General features: G+C 34.5%; 14 protein-coding genes. 8 read left to right on the forward strand and 6 right to left on the reverse strand.

Annotated elements, in window-relative coordinates; translation table 11 throughout:
* Positions 1-16 precede the first annotated feature (16 nt).
* Entirely contained in the window at positions 17-709 is a 693-nt protein-coding gene (locus tag BW936_RS07330; protein WP_076547683.1) for an NUDIX hydrolase, read from the reverse strand.
* A gap of 1,137 nt (positions 710-1,846) precedes the next feature.
* On the opposite strand from BW936_RS07330, the gene BW936_RS07335 reads away from it, so the two are divergent.
* Positions 1,847-2,665 (forward strand): SDR family oxidoreductase, encoded by an 819-nt coding sequence (locus BW936_RS07335; RefSeq protein WP_076547684.1) that lies wholly within the window; start codon positions 1,847-1,849, stop codon positions 2,663-2,665.
* Positions 2,666-2,726: 61 nt separating this feature from the next.
* On the opposite strand, the gene BW936_RS07340 is transcribed toward BW936_RS07335, so the two are convergent.
* Entirely contained in the window at positions 2,727-3,263 is a 537-nt protein-coding gene (locus BW936_RS07340; protein ID WP_076547685.1) for a lipid-binding SYLF domain-containing protein, read from the reverse strand.
* 275 nt (positions 3,264-3,538) lie between these two features.
* On the opposite strand from BW936_RS07340, the gene BW936_RS07345 reads away from it, so the two are divergent.
* Complete coding sequence (locus BW936_RS07345; protein WP_076547686.1) at positions 3,539-3,730, forward strand: hypothetical protein; 192 nt, start codon at positions 3,539-3,541, stop codon at positions 3,728-3,730.
* A gap of 173 nt (positions 3,731-3,903) precedes the next feature.
* Here the strand turns inward: BW936_RS07345 and BW936_RS07350 are convergent, their stop codons facing one another.
* Complete coding sequence (locus tag BW936_RS07350) at positions 3,904-4,734, reverse strand: DMT family transporter (protein ID WP_317042880.1); 831 nt, start codon at positions 4,732-4,734, stop codon at positions 3,904-3,906.
* A gap of 349 nt (positions 4,735-5,083) precedes the next feature.
* Between BW936_RS07350 and BW936_RS07355 the strand changes: the two genes are divergently transcribed.
* On the forward strand, positions 5,084-5,902 hold the full coding sequence (locus tag BW936_RS07355) for an SDR family oxidoreductase (RefSeq protein WP_076547688.1): 819 nt from the start codon (positions 5,084-5,086) through the stop codon (positions 5,900-5,902).
* Between the two features lie 190 nt (positions 5,903-6,092).
* Positions 6,093-8,327, forward strand: coding sequence for a DUF7133 domain-containing protein (locus BW936_RS07360; RefSeq protein ID WP_076547689.1), 2,235 nt, complete (start codon positions 6,093-6,095; stop codon positions 8,325-8,327).
* A 12-nt stretch (positions 8,328-8,339) separates the two neighbouring features.
* Here the strand turns inward: BW936_RS07360 and uxuA are convergent, their stop codons facing one another.
* The 3 genes from uxuA to BW936_RS07375 are packed head-to-tail and all read right to left on the reverse strand — an operon-like array spanning position 8,340 to position 12,300.
* Complete coding sequence (gene uxuA, locus BW936_RS07365; protein ID WP_076547690.1) at positions 8,340-9,518, reverse strand: mannonate dehydratase; 1,179 nt, start codon at positions 9,516-9,518, stop codon at positions 8,340-8,342.
* Between the two features lie 32 nt (positions 9,519-9,550).
* Positions 9,551-10,906, reverse strand: coding sequence for a Gfo/Idh/MocA family protein (locus BW936_RS07370; RefSeq protein ID WP_076547691.1), 1,356 nt, complete (start codon positions 10,904-10,906; stop codon positions 9,551-9,553).
* Positions 10,907-10,911: 5 nt separating this feature from the next.
* A complete protein-coding gene (locus tag BW936_RS07375; protein WP_076547692.1) occupies positions 10,912-12,300 on the reverse strand; it encodes a 3-keto-disaccharide hydrolase in 1,389 nt (462 codons plus the stop codon).
* A 310-nt stretch (positions 12,301-12,610) separates the two neighbouring features.
* Between BW936_RS07375 and BW936_RS07380 the strand changes: the two genes are divergently transcribed.
* The 4 genes from BW936_RS07380 (at position 12,611) to BW936_RS07395 (ending at position 21,929) form a co-directional block, all read left to right on the forward strand.
* Complete coding sequence (locus BW936_RS07380) at positions 12,611-15,550, forward strand: SusC/RagA family TonB-linked outer membrane protein (protein WP_084182001.1); 2,940 nt, start codon at positions 12,611-12,613, stop codon at positions 15,548-15,550.
* A 34-nt stretch (positions 15,551-15,584) separates the two neighbouring features.
* Positions 15,585-17,210 carry a RagB/SusD family nutrient uptake outer membrane protein gene (locus tag BW936_RS07385; protein WP_076547693.1) on the forward strand — a complete coding sequence of 542 codons (1,626 nt, stop codon included), beginning with the start codon at positions 15,585-15,587 and terminating at the stop codon, positions 17,208-17,210.
* 344 nt (positions 17,211-17,554) lie between these two features.
* Positions 17,555-19,591 (forward strand): glycosyl hydrolase 115 family protein, encoded by a 2,037-nt coding sequence (locus BW936_RS07390; protein WP_159439008.1) that lies wholly within the window; start codon positions 17,555-17,557, stop codon positions 19,589-19,591.
* A gap of 10 nt (positions 19,592-19,601) precedes the next feature.
* Positions 19,602-21,929 carry a GH92 family glycosyl hydrolase gene (locus tag BW936_RS07395; protein WP_076547695.1) on the forward strand — a complete coding sequence of 776 codons (2,328 nt, stop codon included), beginning with the start codon at positions 19,602-19,604 and terminating at the stop codon, positions 21,927-21,929.
* The last annotated feature ends 13 nt before the right edge of the window (positions 21,930-21,942 follow it).

Genomic DNA, 21,942 nt, shown 5'->3' on the forward strand with positions numbered 1-21,942 from the left:
TAAAAGCTATTGGCTATTATACTTTAAAACAAAAGCCTTCTGCTACTTTTCTTAAGTATTTAACTTCATCAAACTCAAAAAGAAAAGCACCTTTTTTTGAAGAGGTCATATCTTTTTCATTCAGCTTATTTAAGAGATCTAAAGAATTGAATTTGTTGATGAAATTTCTCTTATCTAATTCAGTACCTAAAATTACCTCGTATATTTTTTGTAGTTGACGCATGGTAAATTTTTCGGGTAAAAGCTCAAATGCTATAGGTCTATTGGATATTCTATTGCGTAATAAGGCAAGCGAATCTTTTATCATCTTATTGTGATCAAAAACTAAACTTGGGATATCTTTAATAGCAAACCATTTAATTGGATTTTCTTTTAAAATATTTTTACAGTAATTTTCTATATTTATCAGTGCAATGTATGAAACTGATATAATTTTTTCTTCTAGGATATGATCCGGTTTAGAATAGGAGTGAACCTGTTCCATATACATATTATTTAAGCCTGTTAATTGATTTACAATTCTAGAAGCTGCATTATTCAATTCTTCTTCATTTTTAAGAAAATCACCTATTAACGACCACCTGTCCTTAGTGGAACCAAATTCTCTTTGAATGAGTAATATTTTTAATTCGTCTTGATAAAAACCGTATATAATACATTCTATAGAAAGTAGAACTTTATCTTCTTTGCGATAATTATTCAAAGTCATGGTCAACTATTTGCGTTCCTAATGTAGTAAGTTTCACTGAAAATTAAATCATTAAATGCATAAAACACACTTTGTTTTGTAGATATAGTAGGCTGTTAATAAATAAATTAGTGTAGAAAGAATAGCTTTTTTTTAAACTGAAATCGTGTTATTTTAAGCGAAAGGAAATTACGGGAATAGGTGATAAATACAGAGCGATGTAATTTTATGGCTATATTTTAAATAGCCGATTTACGATATAAAAATTGGAGTGATGCAGTAATTATTTATTTTGAAAAAAAATCAATTTTATTTTTACATAAAAGGGTGATTTTTTTGTCATTTTATCGATTATTAGCCTGTTTTGTTAAACAGCATGTACATTTTATAGCCAGTAGTAGGTTACAAATGGTGTCATGAGTATTATGTAAATCTAAAGAACGTTCTCAAATTAATTGACCATGAAATGTTTTAGAAGTAACATGAAATTATATGTTGATATAGCATATGGTGTTAGCTTGTATTGGTAATTGAATCATGAATACGGAGCCATAGATTAGGTTCTACCTAGAAAATGCTTTTTAGTTTAATAACGACTTTGTTTAAAGTGGAGATGTAAATGATTTTTATAGGTTTAATATGATGTAACTTATCGGTATTGTTTAATAGCTATAGTATATTATTTAGTGGTAATAAATGCGATGAATGTATGTATGGATCATCATTAAATGAAATTGTATATCTATATTTTTTCTTTCATTTTTGGTTTCGAAAAGGAATAGTTGATGAAAAGTGAAGCTAGTTGCTACCTAGGTATTTCAAATTAATGGTAGTTTGTAAGTACTATATTAAATGATATTGTGCAAAAAGAATGTTGACGTTTTCTGGAAAAAAGAACAATGGAGATAAAATTTATAATTTAAGCTTTGCCAACGTGGGAATAAAAATAGCAATTTAATAGTTGAGATGAGGCAGGTGTATTGGTCTTTATGTTTCGTAGGATGCTACTCTTTAAATGAAACCAACCTTTTCATTTTAAAACAATTCTTTCACTTTTAAACTGTAATTTTTATGTAGAAATGGTGTGTTATTAATCTAGGTTTTTGGGATAATTAAAACCGTAAGTTTAGAATATATTAGTTCATTAAAAAAAACATTATGCAAAAACCAAACAAAAGATTAGAAAACCAAACGTGTATTGTTACCGGTTCTAGCGATGGCATAGGTGAAGCTGTGGCAAAAGCAATGGGTATGGAAGGCGCTAATATTGTAGTTAATTATCACAGTAGTAAAGAAGAGGCAGAAGAAGTGGCACACTGGATCAATGAAAATTCTGACTGTGGTCATGCAATGGTTGTAAAATGCGATGTTAGCAAGGAAAATGAAGTTCAACGTATGTTCAAGCAAACCATTGCCGAGTTTGGAACTGTAGATATCTGTGTAGCAAATGCTGGTATGCAGTTAGATCATCCACTTCATAAAATGCCTTTGAAAGATTGGCAGCGCGTAATAGATGTAAATTTAACCGGTCAATTTCTTTGTGCCAAAGAAGCTATTTTAGAATTTAAAAGAAGAGGAATGCGACCTGAAGTATCTAAATCACTAGGAAAAATCATTCATATGAGCTCGGTTCATGAAGTAATTCCTTGGGCAGGTCATGCAAATTATGCCGCATCAAAAGGCGGTTTGGTCATGTTAATGCAAACTATTTGTCAAGAATATGGTCCTGAAAAAGTTAGATGTAATTCCATTGCACCGGGTGCCATAAAAACGGATATCAATAAAGATGTCTGGAGTACCCAAGAGGGGAGGGAAGGTATGTTAAAACTTATTCCATATAAGCAAATAGGTGTGCCAGATGATATTGGTAGTGTAGCAAGTTGGTTAGCATCAGATGAATCTGAATATATAAATGGCACTACCATTTTCGTAGATGGTGGAATGACGTGTTACCCTGGATTTACGGCTAATGGGTAAATAAGAAACATAAAAATGCCACCCAATTGGGTGGCATTTTTTTATGTCATGTGAAGATAAATTATTTCATCATTGGCTTGTAATCAAATTTTTGTCCGCCAACAGATGCATCTGCCATTAATCCTGCTTTAGGTAATGCAAAAACAGCAACACCATCTCTATATTTAGCATTTACTGAAATCCCAGATTTTAATGCAACAGCTGAAGCTTCAGCTGAAAACTCAAAATCCCCATCTTTAAACTCGGCTAAATCATCCGGAGTTTCAAAAAATATAACTTCCGTAATTGCTTGTCCACCTGCTTGTAGGCCTACACTTAATTTTTTTAAGTCTGCCATACCTACTTTTGTTCCATTTTCATAAACTACGCCATTTCCTGATGCACCACCTATGATAAAGCCACCTTTACCTACGTTTGGAAAGATTACATATCCTGCAGAATTATTGAAAAAATGGCCTAGACCAACTTCCATAGTCTTTAACTTTTCTTTCGCTTTATCCGCATCCTTTATGACTTTCTTGTCTTTACTATTCTGTGCATGTACGCCAACAGCTAAAAATAATAGCGTTGCGAATGTTATTGATTTTAAAATTTTCATTTGTTCTGATTTTATATATTAAAAAGAATTATTTCTATACCTCAAAATTAAAGTGAACTAAAGGGATTGCTTGTTGTTATCCATATAAATTTTAATGCGATTGCATGTTAACCAAATGCAAATCAGTTAATTATAAGTTAAAAATAATAAATGCTAATAGTTCAATTTTTATTAACCGAATAACTTGTAGTGTTTTGCAATCGAAATCTATTTCTTAAAAATTTGTTAATTAATGTAGGAAGTTCTATATTCATAGCATAATTAAATGGAGAGCGATGGATAACCAAGAGATATTTTTTGATTCTAAAATGATAGCGAACCTTTTAATTGCTTTCGCTTTGCTTTTTTCTGCTATTTATTACTTTAATAATGCTGAAGAAATTGAAGGAGAAGTTAATACGGTAATTGTTAATGCATTGAAAGATGCTAACAATAGCTTGGCAGAGCATGATACGCCTCGTAAATAATTGAAATTTCTGACCATAACTATAGGCTGTCAATTCATTGTAATTGGCAGCTTCTTTTTTGTTGAGTAAATAAAGATTTTACTCGATAATCGATATTTAAAAGTGGTTGCGACTATGTAGAAATATTAATTATGTTTTCAATTCAATGCCAGGTAAGCTCATCTAAGGGTTATCTACTTATTACCAATTATTACGTTGGTAATTAAGGCAGTTATAATCATTATTATTCCCAATAGACTCCAAAGAGAGTATACATCTGCAAACCAAAAAACACCTACCAATAAGGTAAATATAACCTCAATATATTTTAAGGGAGCCACCAAATTAGTCTTGGCGATCTGAAAAGCTTTGGTCATGAACACTTGACCAAAAAAGCCGAAAATTCCCAAGCTAGATAATAATAACCAATCTTTACCTTTTGGGGCAACCCAATTATTAATGCTTAAAACTCCTCCTATAACAGTACCTGTGAACATAAAATAATTTACAATGACTAGCGGGTGATCACCATTTCCTATTTTTCTAATTAGGACATATACCAATCCGCTGAAAACGGAAGCGGCCAATACGAGAAAAAGACCGGTAGAACTTATGTCCTTATCAAAGCCTTTTAACACGATAACACCGGCAAAGGCAAATAAAAATAGAAACCATTGAATAGGCTTTAATCTTTCTTTTAACAATAAAACAGCAAATAAGGCAGCATAGATAGGGGCTAGGTATCGTAATGATACTGCAGTACCAATAGGTAAATATTTTAAGGACATAAAGAACAAACTCATTGCAATCAAACCTGTAAGTGCCCTAAATATCATAAACTTACGGTTGTTTCCTAGTAGGGGAATTCCCTTTAATAAAATATATGATGTTCCTAAAATTAAGGAGCCAATAGTTCTAAAGAATACAAGTTCAAAAGTTGCAATATGATCTAAGTATTTTACAACAGAATTCATTAAACTAAATGAAAGTGTACTAATAATCATAAATAGAAATGCCTTCTTCACTGTGCTATCATTGTACTGGTAAAGTTAAAGGGGGCAATTTGAAATCTATCTATCTTTTCTGGCAATTTGCTTATTAGTTGGTATTTTTATCAAAGTCGTTAATTTAAAATATAAATAATAAGGGTTTCTTCAAATAAAGTTGAGTTAAGTCTATTAGTGAAAATGAAAATGTCTTTAATTATGATTTTATTTTTAATAGTAAATATTTGAGAATTTGTAATAATAACGTGGACATTAGAGCTGGTTTTTAAGAATTCACTTAACTTGGCAGAACAAACCAATCAGGTTAAAATTGGTCTTTTAATTTTGAGGACTTATTTTATTCCTTTTTTAAAAAAATCAAACAAAAATGAACGAATTATTGTCCTTGAAAGATAAGAATTTTGCCCTTTCTGGGGGAACAGGAACCTTAGGTGGGTCTATTGCCCAATATCTAGTGGAGAATGGAGCTAAAGTACTTTTGTTGGGAAGGTCTGAAGATAAATTAAAGGATAAACAGAAAACCTTGAATTCTATTGCTCCTAACAGCACATTTATTTTTAAGGTAGATGTAATGGATGAAGGTGAGCTTACCAATTTAAAGAATGCTATTAAAAAAGAATTTAATCATCTAGACGGACTAGTAAATTTAGCTGGTGGTAATTTACCAGGGGCTACCCTTACACCTGATCAGACGGTAAGGGATATTTCTATGGCAGATACTAAAAAAGTAGTCGATATTAATTTATTCGGTACCGTTATTCCTACAGTTGTTTTGAGTGGGTTAATGGTTGATCAAGGCTATGGTTCTATTGTAAATATCTCGTCAATGGCTGCAAAACAAACAATATCTAGAGTTCTAGGGTATTCAATGGCTAAAAGTGCAGTGGACATCTTTACCAAGTGGATGGCAAATGAATTGGCATCAAAACATGGAGATAGGATTAGGGTAAACGCCGTTGCTCCTGGGTTTTTTATCGGTAATCAAAATAAACGCTTACTTACAAATGAAGATGGTTCGTTTACAGAAAGAGGAAACAGTATTATAAAAAATACACCTATGGGAAGGTTTGGTGATGCATCTGAATTAAACGGTATGATCCATTACCTTCTTAGTGATGCTTCTAGTTTTGTTACAGGAAGTGTTTTTGATGTTGATGGTGGTTTTACATCTTTTTCAGGGGTATAGTCATAGACAAATTTTTTATTTCAAAAAGGGTTGGTTATATAATATTTTAGCTGTTTTGTTTATTTTATGTAATCGATTACCTAAATTTATATAGTATATTTAATACTTGGATTTCAATACTATGAATTAATCCTGCCATTAAATTTGTTCTATTTAAATTATAAATCCTCCTATCATATAATTTATTTTCATGCGATTTTATCTATTTATATTTCTTATTTCCTTTAGTGTATTAATTTCTTGTAAAAATAATTATAAGGAGACTGAAGTTTCTTTAGAACCTTATACCATTGAAGATGGTTTCAATTTAGAAGTTTTAGCCGCTGAGCCCTTGTTAAAAGCTCCCGTGTCAATAGATTTTGATTCTGAAGGAAGAATCTGGGTAGCTCAAATGCCAGGTTACATGAATGACTTACAGGGGTCTGGAGAAGAAGACGCTTCTGGTAGTATTTTAATTCTTGAAGATTTAGATGAAGACGGAACTTTAGACCATTCTAAAGTTTTTATTGATAGTTTGGTCATGCCAAGGGCACTGGCTCATGTTTATGGTGGCCTGTTATATGCGGAGCCTCCTTATTTGTGGTTTGTTGATATAGAAGATGACAAACCGGTGAATAAGGTTATGGTAGATTCTATATATGCTGTAGAAGGAAATCCTGAACATCAACCAAACGGATTGGAGTTAAATATTGATAATTGGATCTACAATGCAAAATCTAATTTTAGATATAGAAGACAAAACGGAATTTGGAAAAAGGAACCAACAACTTTTAGGGGGCAATGGGGCATTACTCATGATAATTTCGGTAGACTATATTACAACGATAATTCAAGAATTTTACTGGGAGATTATGTCTTACCAAATACCTTGATAGATAACAAATTTTTTACTCCAAAATCTAGTGTAAATAAACTGCTTACCAATGATCAAAGGGTATACCCGGTTTTTGCGGGATCGGTAAATAGAGGGTACGCAAAAGGAGTTTTAAATTCAGATAGTATTTTGGTTAATGCAACGGCCGCGTGCGGTCCTTTGGTATACCGTGGGGGGGCGTTTACAGCGTCATATGAGGAGAATGTGTTTGTTTGCATTCCTGAGGGTAATTTGGTAAAACGTGCTCTTTTGACTTTTACGGGAGATTCTATCAAAGCTAAACAAGCTTGGCAAGAAAAAGAGTTCATAACCTCAACAGACGAAGGCTTTAGGCCTGTTAGTTTAAAAAACGGTCCTGGAGGAAATATGTATATTGTTGATATGCACAGAGGTATGATTGGTCATCATGCGTACATGAGTCCGTATCTAAGAGACAATGCGAAAGCTAAGGAACTAGATACTATTGTAAGTTTTGGAAGGATTTTAAAAGTTTCTCATGACCATACAGCAGTAGCGCCTACGCCTAATTTTAATGAGTTAAATGGAAGTCAACTTGTGTCTTTGTTATCTGATGAAAATGGATGGGTTCGCGATCGGGCTCAACATTTTTTAATTTTTAAAGAGTTTAAAGATGTCATGGGTCAGGTGAAAGAACTTGCATTATTTACAGAAAACCCTTTTAGTCAAATACACGCGTTATACGTGTTGGAAGGGTGGAATGCACTGTCTTTCGATTTTCTTACCAATGTAATTGAAAAGAGTGGAAGCAAGGTGTCTTCTCATGCACTTGTGCTTTCTAGAAAATTTATAGCTGATAAAAATATTAAAAAGGCAAATAACATTTTTATTGATATTCTAAACAGAAATGATTTAGGTCTTGATGTTTACTTAGGAAATTTAATGGGTAATTGGATAGAACTGGATGAAAAACGGTTTATGCCGATCATGATGGAGATTTTATCACGTAGAAAAACCAATGCTACTGTTAATGAAGCTATAGTTAGTGGATTGGGACAGATCGATTCTCTTATTTATAATAATGAAGCTATCATGAATGACGTAAGAGACACTCCTTTTAATTATATGTTGGCTAATAGTATAACTAACAAGAGAGCAGACAAAATGAATCCCATTTTTACACGTGATAAAATTAATGAAGATACACGTACTAGTGGAGCTAAAATGTTTTTTCAAATCTGTGCTTCATGTCATGGGGCGGATGGTAAAGGAATAGAGGGGTTGGCACCTCCATTAATGGGGTCTGAGCATGTGAAAAATACAGAACGTTTAGCATTGATTATTTTACATGGCCTTGAAGGACCCGTTCATGTAAATGGCAAAAAATATACTATAAATTTGGCAATGCCGGGACTTATTAGAAATGAATCTATAAGTGATACGGACATTGCCAATATTATATCTTACGTAACCAATGCTTTTTCTGACCACCCTAAAGGGTTGAGTAAAAAACGTATCAATGAGTTGAGAAGTGTAAAGTCATCAACCGGAATGGAGTTTACAGAGCCTGAATTACAAGCTTTGGATAAATAATAGGAGGTAATGCTAATTCAAGCTTTTTCTAATCCCTACTTCCAATCCTCTTAATTCGGCTAAACCTCGTAACCTTCCAATACCAGAATATCCAGGATTGGTTTCCTTTCTTAGGTCATCTAACATTTTATGTCCATGATCTGGTCGTAAAGGCATTCTGGTGTCTTTTCTTCCGTTAGCTTTCCTTTTTTTCTGCTCTTTGATCAATGCTGTCATCACTGAAAACATATCTACATCTCCTTCTAAATGGTTGGCTTCGTGAAAATTACCTTTAGCATCACGTTGCGTACTACGAAGGTGAATAAAATGGATGCGATCTCCTAAGCGTTCTACCATTCCCGGTAAATCATTATCAGGTCTGACACCGAATGAACCTGTGCAAAATGTTAATCCGTTATTTGGGCTATCAACAGCCTTATACAAATCCATAATATCTTGCTCTGTACTTACAACGCGTGGTAATCCTAAAATAGGGAATGGCGGGTCATCTGGATGTATGCACATCCGTATACCTGCCTTTTCCGCTACGGGAATTATCTGCGATAAAAATTCAAATAGATGGGCTTTTAATTCTTTTGTCCCAATTGCATCATAGGTTGCTAGAATAGTATTGAATTCTTCTAGGGAATAGCCTTCTTCAGCACCTGGTAAACCGGCAATGATATTGCTTATTAACTTCTTCTTTTCTACTTCGGAAAGTTGACCAAAATATACCTTTGCAGCAGATTTCTGAGCATCTGAATATGTGCTTTCTGCTCCAGGTCTTTTCAATAAATACAGTTCAAAAGCAGCAAATGCATCAGCTTCAAAACGAAGTGCGGTTGAACCGTCTTCTACTTCATAATCTAAATTTGTTCTTGTCCAATCCAGTACCGGCATAAAGTTATAGCAAACCGTATCTATACCACATTCCCCTAAATTAACAAGTGTTTGTTTGTAATTCTCATAGTAGGTTTTATAATTGCCTTTTTGTGTTTTGATCTGTTCGTGAATAGGAACGCTCTCTACAACCGACCATTTTAAGCCAGCTGCTTCTATAATATTTTTACGTTCCATAATTTCATTTACTGACCAAATAACGCCATTGGGTATGTGGTGCAAAGCGCTAACAACACCGGTGGCACCTGCTTGTTTAATATCTGATAATGATACTGGATCATTTGGTCCGTACCATCGCCACGTTTGTTCCATTATTTTTTAATTTTTAAGATAAAGTAGTTCAATTAAACGTCTTTAATTTCCCAACCCGGCTCATATGACCTTGACCATAATTTCATAGCTTCTCTATTGAATATACGACCTGTATTTTCATCAATTTCAAAAGAATCATCTATTCTATAGGCTATATTGCCGTAATGGGTTAATATTTGGCTAATTGCGCCCTCATCTATTGGTGATGTTAATTCGGCTTTACCTCTTATTGCATCGAAAAAGTTTATACTGTGCAATGTAGACATATCGCCACCGCCACCAAGTGCTGTGCCTGCCTCTTTTCCAGAAGAAAGGTTTTCTTTAATGATATTACCTTTTTGGTCAAACAATTTGTATCCATCACGGTCAATATATGCGGTACCTTCAGAGCCTGAAACTATGGTGCCTCTACCGTATTTATGTCCAAATTTATGATAGCCAGCTCTACTGTTACCATCCCATTTTATAGTTTTGTTTCCGGCGAATTTAAAAGTTGCCTCCATGGTATCGTACATTTCCCAACCATCATCTTTAAAATGATATTTGCCAGCATCTACGGATACATGTTCAGGATAAGTAACACCTAAAGCCCAACGAGCAATATCTAGTTCATGGGTAGCATTATTGCCCATTTCGGCCGTACCATAATCCCATCCGTACCAATGCCAGTTATAATCCCACGTATTATCAGTGTACGCTCTACGTGGAGCCGGTCCTTGAAAAAGATCCCAGTCTAAACCTTGGGGTGGGGTCGCTTTAATTTGTTTGGGCACACGACCTCTAGCACTCACATAAAAGGCAGTAGCTTTATATACATCGCCAATAACACCGTTGTGAATTTCTTTTATTATTTCTTGTGATTCTGTTGCTGATCGTTGTTGGTTTCCCATCTGAACCACTTTATTGAATTTTTTTTGATAAGCAACTAGTAATTCGCCTTCACGTGGATTATGGCTACAAGGTTTTTCTAAGTAAACATGCTTGCCTGCTTGCATTGCCATACAGGCACCCGGTGCATGCCAATGATCGGGGGTAGCCATATATATGGCATCTACCTTCTTGTCATCTATAATTTTACGAATATCATTTTCTAATTTAACTTTATAATTGATTTTTGATGAAATGGACTTCGCTGCGTTATCTCGCTGACTTTTCATCACATCACATAAATAAGTAAGCTCTACATTATTTTTTTTGTGCGAAATAGCAGGTATGTAGGCTCCGTATCTTCTTCCTAAACCTTGTATTGCTACATGAATTCTATCGTTTGCGCCAATAATTTTAGAATAACTTTTGGCGGTCATGGCATTTGCCGTAGTAGAACCTAATGTAACACCAACTGCACCGATTGCAGTTTTCTTTATAAAATTTCTTCTATTTGAACTCATGTCTATTATTCTTTTGTATTACCGATTGGACGTATTTTTACATTTTTGAACGAAACCAGGTCACCATGATCCTGTAGAAGGATCTGACCCTTATCAAGTTCTCCAAAATTTGGCCATTTAGCATACTTGCTTTCAGAAACCAATTTTCTATAGGCATCACTTTTTCTTTCATACTCTAAAACCTTGGTACCGTTTAACCAATGCTCAACATGGTTGTCTTTAGAGATAATGTATGCAGAATTCCACTCTCCAATTGGTTTAATAGGTTTGTTTACATCGGCTTCAATTAGGTCGTATAATGAACTTACGGTTCTGCTGCCCTTATGGTTCCCTAATTTTGCATCTGGATGTAGGTTATCATCTAAAATTTGGTATTCAAGACCTATAGATGAGCCGGCACCTTTATTTATTTCCGTGTCAACATAATATTTTATACCACTATTGGCACCAGGTGTAAGTTTAAAATCGACCTTTAGTTCAAAATCTCCGTAAAGCTTTTTGGTTACTATGTCACCACCGGCAGCAGATTCTGCACCACCAGAAGAAAGCACACTTAATACGCCATTTTCAATTTTCCACCCTTTATCTGGAAATTCTTCTAATTTAGCTCCTTTCCAGCCGTTTGTAGTTTCTCCGTCCCAAAGTAATTCCCAACCATTATTCTGCTCATTTATCGTTAACTGATTTTTAGTTGAAATAGGAGTCAATGGAGAAGTTCTAGAATATTCAGAAACATTTTCAGTAACAATTTTTATATTTTTCCAAAGAATTTCCGTTCCTTCTTTTTGTTTGTTATTAATTCCATGTACCTGTAAACTTATAAAGCCTTTAGCGGTCATTTCATCTATTAAATATGCTGCAGGTACATTGTTTACCCATGTTTTAATGGTATCGCCAATAGCTTCTATTCGGTAATGGTTCCAATCATTTTGTTTAAAGGCCTTTTGTGCCGCAGGGTTATCGGTCAAAGGGTTTAACCAACCACGTCTGCCTTCATCATAAATACCACCGCTCCATGCTCTTTTAGAGGGGTCAATTTCTACTTGGTAACCATGTACTCTACCGTTTAAATAAGACGGTATGCTATTACTTCGAATTTGAATACCAGAATTCATGGTAGAGTCTACCTTGTAATCTAATTCTAATATGAAATCGCCATACATTTTATTGGTAGTTAAAAATGTATTTGGAGTATTATGGACGGTAGCGCCAACAATTGCACCGTCCTTAACGGTATAATTTGCAATACCCCCAAGCTTATGCCATCCATTTAAGGTTTCGCCATCAAAAAGATTAACCCATGGCGTGTTGTCTTTTGGGTTTTCAGTACAGCTAAAGATTAAGGTCAGTGCTGCAATTAGTAATAATCTGCTGTTTAATAAGTAATTTTTCATTATTGATTTATTGGTTTCAAAAGATTGAGTAAAATACTAGATATACGATAAAATGATATGGATATATTGATAAAAAGTATGGATTACGTGTTCTTGTCAAAAAATTAGGTGATACTAAGAAAAATAAAAATATGAAATTTCGGCTCTACGGACTATGTGAATAATGTAATTATTTTACTAGTATTTTGTGAAATTATCAATGTCGGAATAATGATTTTTTTGACTACGTCCATATTTTAGATGAATATGTCCATCCCTTAACAAGGTCTTAACAATACATTAGTGACCAATTAACTAAACATTATAAAAAATGAAAAAACTAAAATCATTAATGGTATTCCTTTTAATGGGCATGTCATCAGTACTTTGGGCGCAGACGAGCGTTACAGGTATGGTGGTAGATGACCAAGGTTTGCCAATTCCAGGGGCAACTGTGGTAGTAAAAGGAACATCTAATGGTACCGTAACCGATTTTGATGGCAATTTTAGTATTTCACTAGAAAATGGGGACATTTTAAGTTTTTCCTATTTAGGTTATACTTCGGTCGAGGTTGCTTACACGGGTCAACCTAACTTGTCTATATCCTTAATGGAAGATGCAGCACAACTAGATGAAGTTGTGGTAATCGGTTATGGCGGTGTAAAATCTAAAGATTTAACAGGTGCTGTAAAAGTGATAGGAACCGAAGATTTTAACAAAGGTATTTCAAATTCACCGGGTCAATTATTACAGGGTAAAATTGCAGGTGTAAATGTAACTACTGGTTCTGGTGAACCGGGTAGTGCTATCGATATTAATATTAGAGGGGTAAATTCTATAAGTGGTTCAAGTAACCCTTTATTTGTTGTTGATGGTGTACCGTTAGACGGTGGGTCTTCTAGTTCAGATGGTCTTGAAGGTATTGGAGGTACTTCTAGGCCTAAAAGTCCTTTGAATTTTATTAATCCTCAAGATATAGAAAGCATAACTATTTTAAAGGATGCTTCTGCCACTGCAATTTATGGAACTAGAGCATCCAATGGTGTGGTTCTTATAACAACAAAAAAGGGTAAAATAGGGAAAACGAAAGTTACTTTTAGTACTTCAAGCGGTTTTTCAACCGTAGAAAGGAATATTGATTTATTAAGTGCAAGTGAATATCGAGAGCAAACAGCGCGTTTAGCACCAATTGTTGGTAGAGAAGCTAGTAGTTATATTGATTTGGCAAATGCAGAAACTGATTGGCAAGATGAAATTTACCGTACTGCGCAAATCAATAATTATAATTTAGGATTTTCTGGTGGTGCAGGTACCACTACCTATAATGTGTCTTTAGGGTATCTAGATCAAGAAGGTGTGGTAAAAACAACGGGTCATGAAAGTTTTACAGGAAGAATAAATATTGGCACCTCGCTATTGGAAGATAGATTAAAGTTAAGAGCTAATGTTACTGTGGCTGACCTTACAGATGAAAGTCAGGCTTTAGGTAGTGTAATTATTGGAGCACTTAGGGCAAACCCAACAGCTGCTGTTTTTGGTGGTGATGGTGAGGTAACCACTAGGGCCGGCGCAACAGATAACCCAGTGTCATTTTTTGATTTGTATCGTGACAGGGCAGAAAGCAAAAAAGTTCTCGCTAACTTTTCAACTACTTATACTATTATTGAAGGCTTAGACTATAAATTGAACTTGGGTTATGAAAATTCTGATACCGACCGTATTTTCAGACTATTCAATAACTCAGAAGATGGAGGGGATATAACCCAAGATCAAGTGGTTTTAGATTCGAGAGAAGACACTAATTTATTGGTCGAAAACTTTCTTACCTATAAAAAAAGTTATGATACATGGAATTTTGATGTTCTTGCAGGGCACTCTTATCAAACTTTTACTAATACAGGTTTAAGAATTGAACGCTTTGATTTTAGTACCACTGAAATAGATCCTATTTATAATTTAGGAGTTGCTTCTCAAGATAATACTACCGTGTCTTCAGGTAATTCTGAACGAAAACTGCAATCGTTCTTTGGGAGGGCTAATGCCAATTTTTTGGATAAATATCTGATAACAGCTTCCTTTAGAGCTGATGCTTCATCTGTATTTGGAGATAACAATAAGTATGGCTATTTCCCTGCTGTGGGCTTGGGATGGAAAATTAATGAAGAAGCGTTTCTTAAAGACGCTGAAGTATTTTCCAATCTAAAATTAAGATTAGGTTGGGGACAAACGGGTAACCAGGCCATTCCTGTAGGATCTTCACAACCTTCTGTAGGAACTAGTTTTAATGATAGTTTTACCTTTGATGGAACATCTGTAGTTAATGGTGTTAATACCTCACGTACGGCTAACCCAGATTTAAAATGGGAAGTAACCGAGCAATACAACGTAGGGGTAGATTGGGGTATATTAAATGGTAAAATCAATGGTTCACTCGATTATTTTAATAAAACTACTACCGATTTGTTTTTAGAAGTTTCTGCTCCGGTTCCTGCTTTAACGAATTCTATTTTTATTAATTCAGATGCAGAAATCACTAATAAAGGTTTTGAATTTGCATTAAATATCAATGCAATTAAAACCGATAATTTTTCACTTGATTTTTCCGGTAATATATCTTTCATGGATAATACTATTGAAGGACTTGAAACTGATGTATTCGTAGGTGGTATTACAGGTCCGGGAACATCAGGGGAAACTAGTAGTATTTTTACCAATGGAGAATCTGCAGGGGCGTTCTTTTTACGAAGATTCGACGGTTTTGATGCTGAAGGTTTAGAGATTTTATCAGATGACCCAGAGGTAGTTGGAGATGCATTACCAAGTACTATATATGGTTTTAATATTAATGCGGCGTATAAGAATTTTGATCTTGCATTAGGTTTTAACGGTGTTGGTGATATTGATATTTTTAACAATACCGCTAGAGCTTACTCAAGTGCTGCTTCTTTAAGTCAAAACGGAAATAACATTTTTAGAGACTATCTTGATGTTAATGAAGGTCCGCTTATTGCACCTGTTTCATCATCAAGATATATTGAAGATGGTTCTTTCTTTAGGTTGAACAACGCAACATTGGGATGGAACATAGAAAACAAAACTTTCTTGGACACTCTAAGAATATACATTACAGGACAAAATCTTTTTGTATTAACAGATTATACAGGTTATGATCCAGAGATTAATACTGGTGGAGGAAATGTTTATGGAGTAGATTTTGGAGGTTATCCACGTCCTACAACTTTTCTATTAGGTTTAGATCTTTCTTTTTAATAAAAAATTACACAGTAATATAACAATCTAGGTTATGAAAAAACATTCTATTATTTTAAGTTTAATGATGGTGCTCCTCTTAGGATTTCAATCATGCGATATTGAAGAAGAAATTATCGATGAAGCTCTTGGTGAAGAACTATTAACCAATGCTGATGCTTTAAGTTTATTGGCACCGGCGTACAATAATATGAGAAGGGTTTATGGTCACCGCTGGTTCTTTGCATTACAGACCTTTTCTTCTGACGAAGGTATGTTGCCAACCAGAGGAAGTGATTGGTTCGATGGTGGTGTTTTTCAGGAGTTACATACACATAATTGGACCCCTACTCACAGATATACCACAGAAACGTTTGAACATATTACAGCGGGTTTGGCAACTTCATCTCAAGCAATTAGTTTTTTGAACGAAGGAACGCAGGAATATGCAGAAGCAGTAGCGCTGTTATCTCATTTTATGTGGGTCGCTTTAGATGCTTACGGTCAGGTACCTTACCGTGGCATTACTGATATTAACTTTAATGATGATCCTCAAATACTTACAGGTAGTGAAGCAATAGCAACTATTGTTACGAATTTAGAATCGGTTATGCCAAGCCTTCCTACTGGTAAAAACACAGTGCGTTATACGCAAGATGCAGCAAAATCTCTTATGGCAAGGATGTACTTGAATAAAGTAGTTTATGAAGATCGATATGGTTCTAACTATTCTTTTTCAAACGAAGACATGCAGCGGGTTATAGATTTGACGACTGAGGTAATCAATAGCGGTTCACATGCTTTAGAAACCAATGATTATTTCAGTATGTTCGATCCTGATAATGAAAATCATCCAGAAATTATATGGGCGGTAAAAAATGAAAAAACTTCTGTTCGTATTGGTGGTAGAAGTGTTTCAAGAAATACTACAAACGGTTTATCGAGAGGACTTTTATATAAAGTCGATGGTGGTTGGGAAGAAGGCTCAGATGCCGGGTGTGCATTACCAGGGTTTTTAGATACGTTCGATCCAGTTAATGATCCTAGGTACTTTAAAGAAAACTACCCTAATGAAGAGGGTACCATAGCCTTGGCAGATTATGAGATTAACAGAGGGTTTCTTGAAGGACAACTATATGGTATTAAAACAGAAGACGGTTCACCGGTAATCAATGAAGATCAAACTGTTGATATTGTACCTGTACAATTGTTTACAAGAGATTTTACCTTGGCAAACCATACACGCCAAGTGTCTTTAATTGCAGAGAACCAATCTGTAGGTGTACGTGTCTCTAAATGGAGTATTGAAGATTTAGGAGCAAACCGAGATGATACAGGTGTAGATATTGTGGTTTTTAGATTAGCAGATTTATATTTAATGAGGGCAGAAGCTCAATTAAGATTAGGATCTGGTGATGCTTTATCTGATATCAACGCTGTTAGAGTGGCGCGTGGTGGTTCTGATTTTGCTAAAGGTAATGCAACATTAGAAGATGTATATTTAGAAAGAGGTTTTGACTTTTATTGGGAATATCATAGAAGAACGGATCAAATCCGATTTGAAAAATGGGAAGATTCTTGGGTAGATAAAACAGATTCAGATCCAAATAAAAGAGTATTTCCAATACCTCCTGGACCCCTTGCACAGACCCCCGGTTTAGTACAAAATCCTGGGTACTAATTCTATATATTATAAAAAAAATTGGTTGAGTAGTTAGTTTGTATGGAGTTAAAACAGGCAGGTTTTAAACCTGCCTGTTTTTAACTTTTATTATTACTATTGACTATACTATTCTTATTAACCCCATACAATTCATTTTTTTTCAGTTTTCACCAGACATTGGTTAATAGTTGGCTATCATTAATTTTTAAAGTATAAAGTCTTTTAAATTAAGGTAGTAGATTACGGGTATTTTTTTGTTTTAATGTATCAACATTGAAATATTTAATGTAACGCAATAGTAATTAAGACCACTTTCCTAGATATTGAATAGATCTAAGCGAATGATTAAAAAATATAGCTATATGAAATACTTCTTTTTCTTTACCATTTTTATCGCTTTTTGTATGTCATGTAATGGTAAAGAAAATAGCCGACCTGTTTTTTTGATAACAGGTGAAAAAGCTAGTGATATAGAAATTTCTACAATTAAAGATTTAAAAAAAGACCTTGAAAAGGTATTGAAGGATGACATAAAAATTGTAAAAGATGATGTCGCCATACCAAAAAACGGTATTGTTTTTATATTGGGAACTCCAGATTCCAGTACACTTATTAAAGATTTAGCATTAAATGGTCAACTAGTTATTTCTAAAGTAATTCCAGGTTCTAGAGGAGGGGTTTGGGCAAAAGCCACATATGCCGAAACCAATGAGGGCATTGTTATCGCTGGATCTGATGTTCAAGGTTTGCAATATGCTATTTATGATTATGCTAAAGAAGTATTAAGTATAAATCCATTAGAATATTGGACAGGAAAAATACCTAAGAAAAAAACAATAGACGACCTTTTCAATTTCACTGCTAAAACCATTGCACCGCCTAAGGTACCTTTGCTAGTTTATTTTGAAAATGATGTTGATGAGCTTGCAAATTATAGAGGTAAACTTCTCGAGTATGATTGGGAGAGCTATACAGAAATGATCAATTCTTTGGTGCGTCTTCGTTATAATGCCATTCAGTTTTTTGACATGCTTGGTAGACCAGAGTTTTATGTGAGACCAGAATATAAAAAATTAAATCCAGATTATCAGATAGATATCGATTATCTCAATAAGATGATGGACTATGCCAAATTGAAAGGCATGAAAATTCAAATTGATTTTGAGTTAGGGTATCAAATACATCCTCTGGATGAAAGTAAGGCAGATTGTTGGTCTAAATATAAAGAAGATTGGCTTAATGCGTGGAAATATTATTTGGAACAAACACCATTAATTAAGACAGATATTTTTGTCTTAAGACCTCGAAACCAAGTGTGGGATTGGGAATATAAAAGCTCTTGTGGTGAATCTAAAATTGAAGTTTTTAACGAAGTGTATGAAGAATTTGGAAAGTTAGTGGACCAGTATAACAAAAATGCTATAAAAGTTGCTATATGTTATAGTGATGGAATGGACATGTTTAACGAGGGCTTTAGCCCGCCAAAAGATTGGAAAGTGATATGGTCTGATCACGGATTTGGAACTTTTGATCATGAAATAATAGATACAAAGGGTTATGATTTCGGTACTTATATGCATGCAGGCTATTGGTTGAACCATACCGTTCACAATCCTTATCCTGAGAAAGTAGGGTCTGTTATGAAAGAAATGTTTCAGAAATATGATGCTGATAATTATTGCTTGGTAAACGGACAAAATTTTAGACCTTTTCTATTAAATCTTGAAGCGTATAGTCAAGTATGCTATGACCCTGAGAAATTTAATGCAGATAATTTCTATAAATCATGGACCAAACAATACTTTTCCGAAACGGCAGCTGAGTATGCCGTTTCATCAATGAAATTGCTGCATGAAGCACAGCAGGGTAGAAAAGGTTACGTAGAACATTTATGGGAGATTAGAGAAGCTGTTTCTTACTTGTCTAATACGCCAATAATTAGGCCTGGTAAAACACCCATTCCTTATGATTATAATCGTGTTTTGGGTGATATAGATAACACTGGTAGGGTAGAGAAAGTGCTACATAAATCACTTTCTGAAGCAGAATTGGGTTACGGGGCAATGCATGAAAACAGTAATTTCTATCACGCCTATATTCTGCTTCCTGTACAGTTGTATTCAGATTTAATTGCTTTTGAGAGACAACTTCATAAAATGTCATTACTGAAAAAGCAGTTCGAGATAACCAAAAATCAAAAATTTTTGAACGCAGCAATAGCAAATTTACCAACAGCAAAAAACAAGCTTAAAACCATCTTTGATCGTAGAAAATCTGGCGATTTAGATGATAAATGGAAAAACTGGTATTCTATAGAAATTAGAAGACAGAATAACGGTTTTCCAACTTATGATATGCTTGATGCAATAGAAGCTAACCTGATTAAAATGACACTTTAATTTTACATTGATGATACTAACAAATACATATAAGAATAGTTTTGCGATGCTTGCTCTATTGCTTCTTTTTCAAGTTTCTTGTAAAAATGATATTACTTCGACCAAAGATGAGGTTGTTGAAAATATTGATTATACGGCTAAAGTATATCCATTATTAGATTCTGAGAATTCTAGATGGTTCTACTTTTCATCTGCCAGTAGACCATTTGGTATGGTAAATTTGAGTCCAGATACTCAAATAGGTGGTGCTTGGGGTAGTGGCTATCGTTATAAAACCGATACCATAAAAGGTTTTAGCCATATTCATGCATGGCAAATGTCTGGGGTATCGGTTATGCCCGTCACCACTAAAAATGAAACTAAAAAAGAAATTTTTAAAAATTTTCATTCAAAATTTAGTCATGAATCCGAGACGGTGACACCAGGTTATCATAAAGTGGAATTAGACAGATATCAAATTCAGGTAGAACTTACAAGTTCTAAAAGGGTGGGGCTTCATAAATACAGATACCCTGAAAACGACCAAGAAAAGGCAGTACTTTTTAATTTGAATACCCTTTTAGGTCCAAGCAAAAATGTCAATGGTTTGTTACGTCAAATATCTAAAAATGAACTTTCTGGAAATGTTACAATGGCAGCTACGCATAGAAGACCTAAACCTTTGACCGTTTTTTTTAAAGTGGTATTAAATAGTACTATTACTTCGTTAGAACATGATAAAGAAACCGGTAATTATATGGTTGTTTTAGATGAGCATCAGAATAATGTATTAATGAAAGTTGGTATTTCTTATACCTCAATAGCTAACGCTTCTATTAATATTGAATCTGAGTTGCCTCATTGGAATTTTAATGAGACTAGAGATTCAGCTAAGCAAGAATGGAATGGTTTATTACAAAGAATTGAAGTTGAAGGAGGCTCTGATCAAGACCAGAGAAGGTTTTATACAGATTTATGGCATGCTTTACAGGGTAGAAGGATTATTAGTGATTATAACGGTGCTTATCCAGATAATACAGGAAATGACTTTAAGGTAGGGCAATTGCCTTTAGATGAGAATGATAGACCTAAATTCAATCATTTTAATTCAGACTCTTTTTGGGGGGCACAGTGGACTTTGAATACGCTTTGGGGATTAGTATATCCTGAAATTATGGACGAGTTCTCAAATTCATTAATGCAGTATTATAAAGATGGCGGATTTATACCTCGTGGCCCTTCTGGAGGAAATTATACATATGTAATGACAGGGGCAAGTGCTACACCTTTTATTGTTACGGCAATTCAAAAAGGTATTATTAAAGATGATTTGGAAACTATTTACCAAGCATTAAAGAAAAACCATTTAGTTGGTGGTATTATGGGGAAATCAGGTTATGAGCATAATACCACTATTGGCGGCGGACTAAAATATTATACCAGTCAGGGTTATGTGCCATATCCTTTGCCAGAGGGGTATTATGGTAGCCATCAAGATGGTGCTAGTTTAACCATGGAATATGCGTACCAAGACTGGACGTTGGCACAATTAGCGAAAAAGATGGGTTATAAAGAAGATTATGATTATTTCTTAGGGAGGTCTTCTAATTACAAAAATGTTTTTGATTCTGAAATTGGATGGATGCGTCCCAAAAATGTTGATGGTCAATGGAAAGTGGATTATGATGCCTATCAAGCAGAACATGGTTTTATAGAATCTAACGGAGCACAATCTACTTGGTTTGTGCCACATGATTTGGTTGGACTGGCTAGTTTAATGGGAGGGAAAGACGCTGCTGTTAAAAAGCTAAACGAACAGTTTGAAACTGCAGAAGATTTAGGTTTTACGGCAGGTACATCGCATGCAGTGGAACTACACCCAGAGTACAGTAGAATTCCGATCAATTTTGGTAATCAACCCTCTATACAAACAGCATTTATTTTTCATCAATTGGGTAGACCTGACTTAACTCAGGTATGGTCAAGAAAAGTGGCAAAAACTGTTTTTGGCGGTTTGTCACCATCCACCGGATACAATGGAGATGAAGACCAAGGATTAATGGGCAGTTTAGCTGTGCTTATGAAAATAGGGTTGTTTCAAATGAATGGAGGTACGGAAGCAAATCCTGAATATCAAATAGGAAGTCCTATTTTTGATACCATTCGTATAAAATTAAATCCTGATTATTATTCTGGAAATGTATTCACAATCAATGCAAAAAATAATAGTGCAGAAAATGTCTTTGTATCAGAAGTTGCGTTTAATAACAAAAAATTAGAAGAGAATAGTCTTAAACATGACGAAATTGTAAAAGGTGGATCGTTAAATTTGCATATGGTGCCTACACCTCCAAATTAAAATTATTGTTTGT

The organism is Maribacter ulvicola, from assembly GCF_900155985.1.
In the GTDB taxonomy this organism is placed as follows: domain Bacteria; phylum Bacteroidota; class Bacteroidia; order Flavobacteriales; family Flavobacteriaceae; genus Maribacter; species Maribacter ulvicola.

Coding starts and splice junctions, on each gene's coding strand:
- BW936_RS07330 (WP_076547683.1), bottom strand. CDS start 709: ATGACTTTGAATAATTATCGCAAAGAAGATAAAGTTCTACTTTCTATA.
- BW936_RS07335 (WP_076547684.1), top strand. CDS start 1,847: ATGCAAAAACCAAACAAAAGATTAGAAAACCAAACGTGTATTGTTACC.
- BW936_RS07340 (WP_076547685.1), bottom strand. CDS start 3,263: ATGAAAATTTTAAAATCAATAACATTCGCAACGCTATTATTTTTAGCT.
- BW936_RS07345 (WP_076547686.1), top strand. CDS start 3,539: ATGGATAACCAAGAGATATTTTTTGATTCTAAAATGATAGCGAACCTT.
- BW936_RS07355 (WP_076547688.1), top strand. CDS start 5,084: ATGAACGAATTATTGTCCTTGAAAGATAAGAATTTTGCCCTTTCTGGG.
- BW936_RS07360 (WP_076547689.1), top strand. CDS start 6,093: ATGCGATTTTATCTATTTATATTTCTTATTTCCTTTAGTGTATTAATT.
- uxuA (WP_076547690.1), bottom strand. CDS start 9,518: ATGGAACAAACGTGGCGATGGTACGGACCAAATGATCCAGTATCATTA.
- BW936_RS07370 (WP_076547691.1), bottom strand. CDS start 10,906: ATGAGTTCAAATAGAAGAAATTTTATAAAGAAAACTGCAATCGGTGCA.
- BW936_RS07375 (WP_076547692.1), bottom strand. CDS start 12,300: ATGAAAAATTACTTATTAAACAGCAGATTATTACTAATTGCAGCACTG.
- BW936_RS07380 (WP_084182001.1), top strand. CDS start 12,611: ATGAAAAAACTAAAATCATTAATGGTATTCCTTTTAATGGGCATGTCA.
- BW936_RS07385 (WP_076547693.1), top strand. CDS start 15,585: ATGAAAAAACATTCTATTATTTTAAGTTTAATGATGGTGCTCCTCTTA.
- BW936_RS07390 (WP_159439008.1), top strand. CDS start 17,555: ATGAAATACTTCTTTTTCTTTACCATTTTTATCGCTTTTTGTATGTCA.
- BW936_RS07395 (WP_076547695.1), top strand. CDS start 19,602: ATGATACTAACAAATACATATAAGAATAGTTTTGCGATGCTTGCTCTA.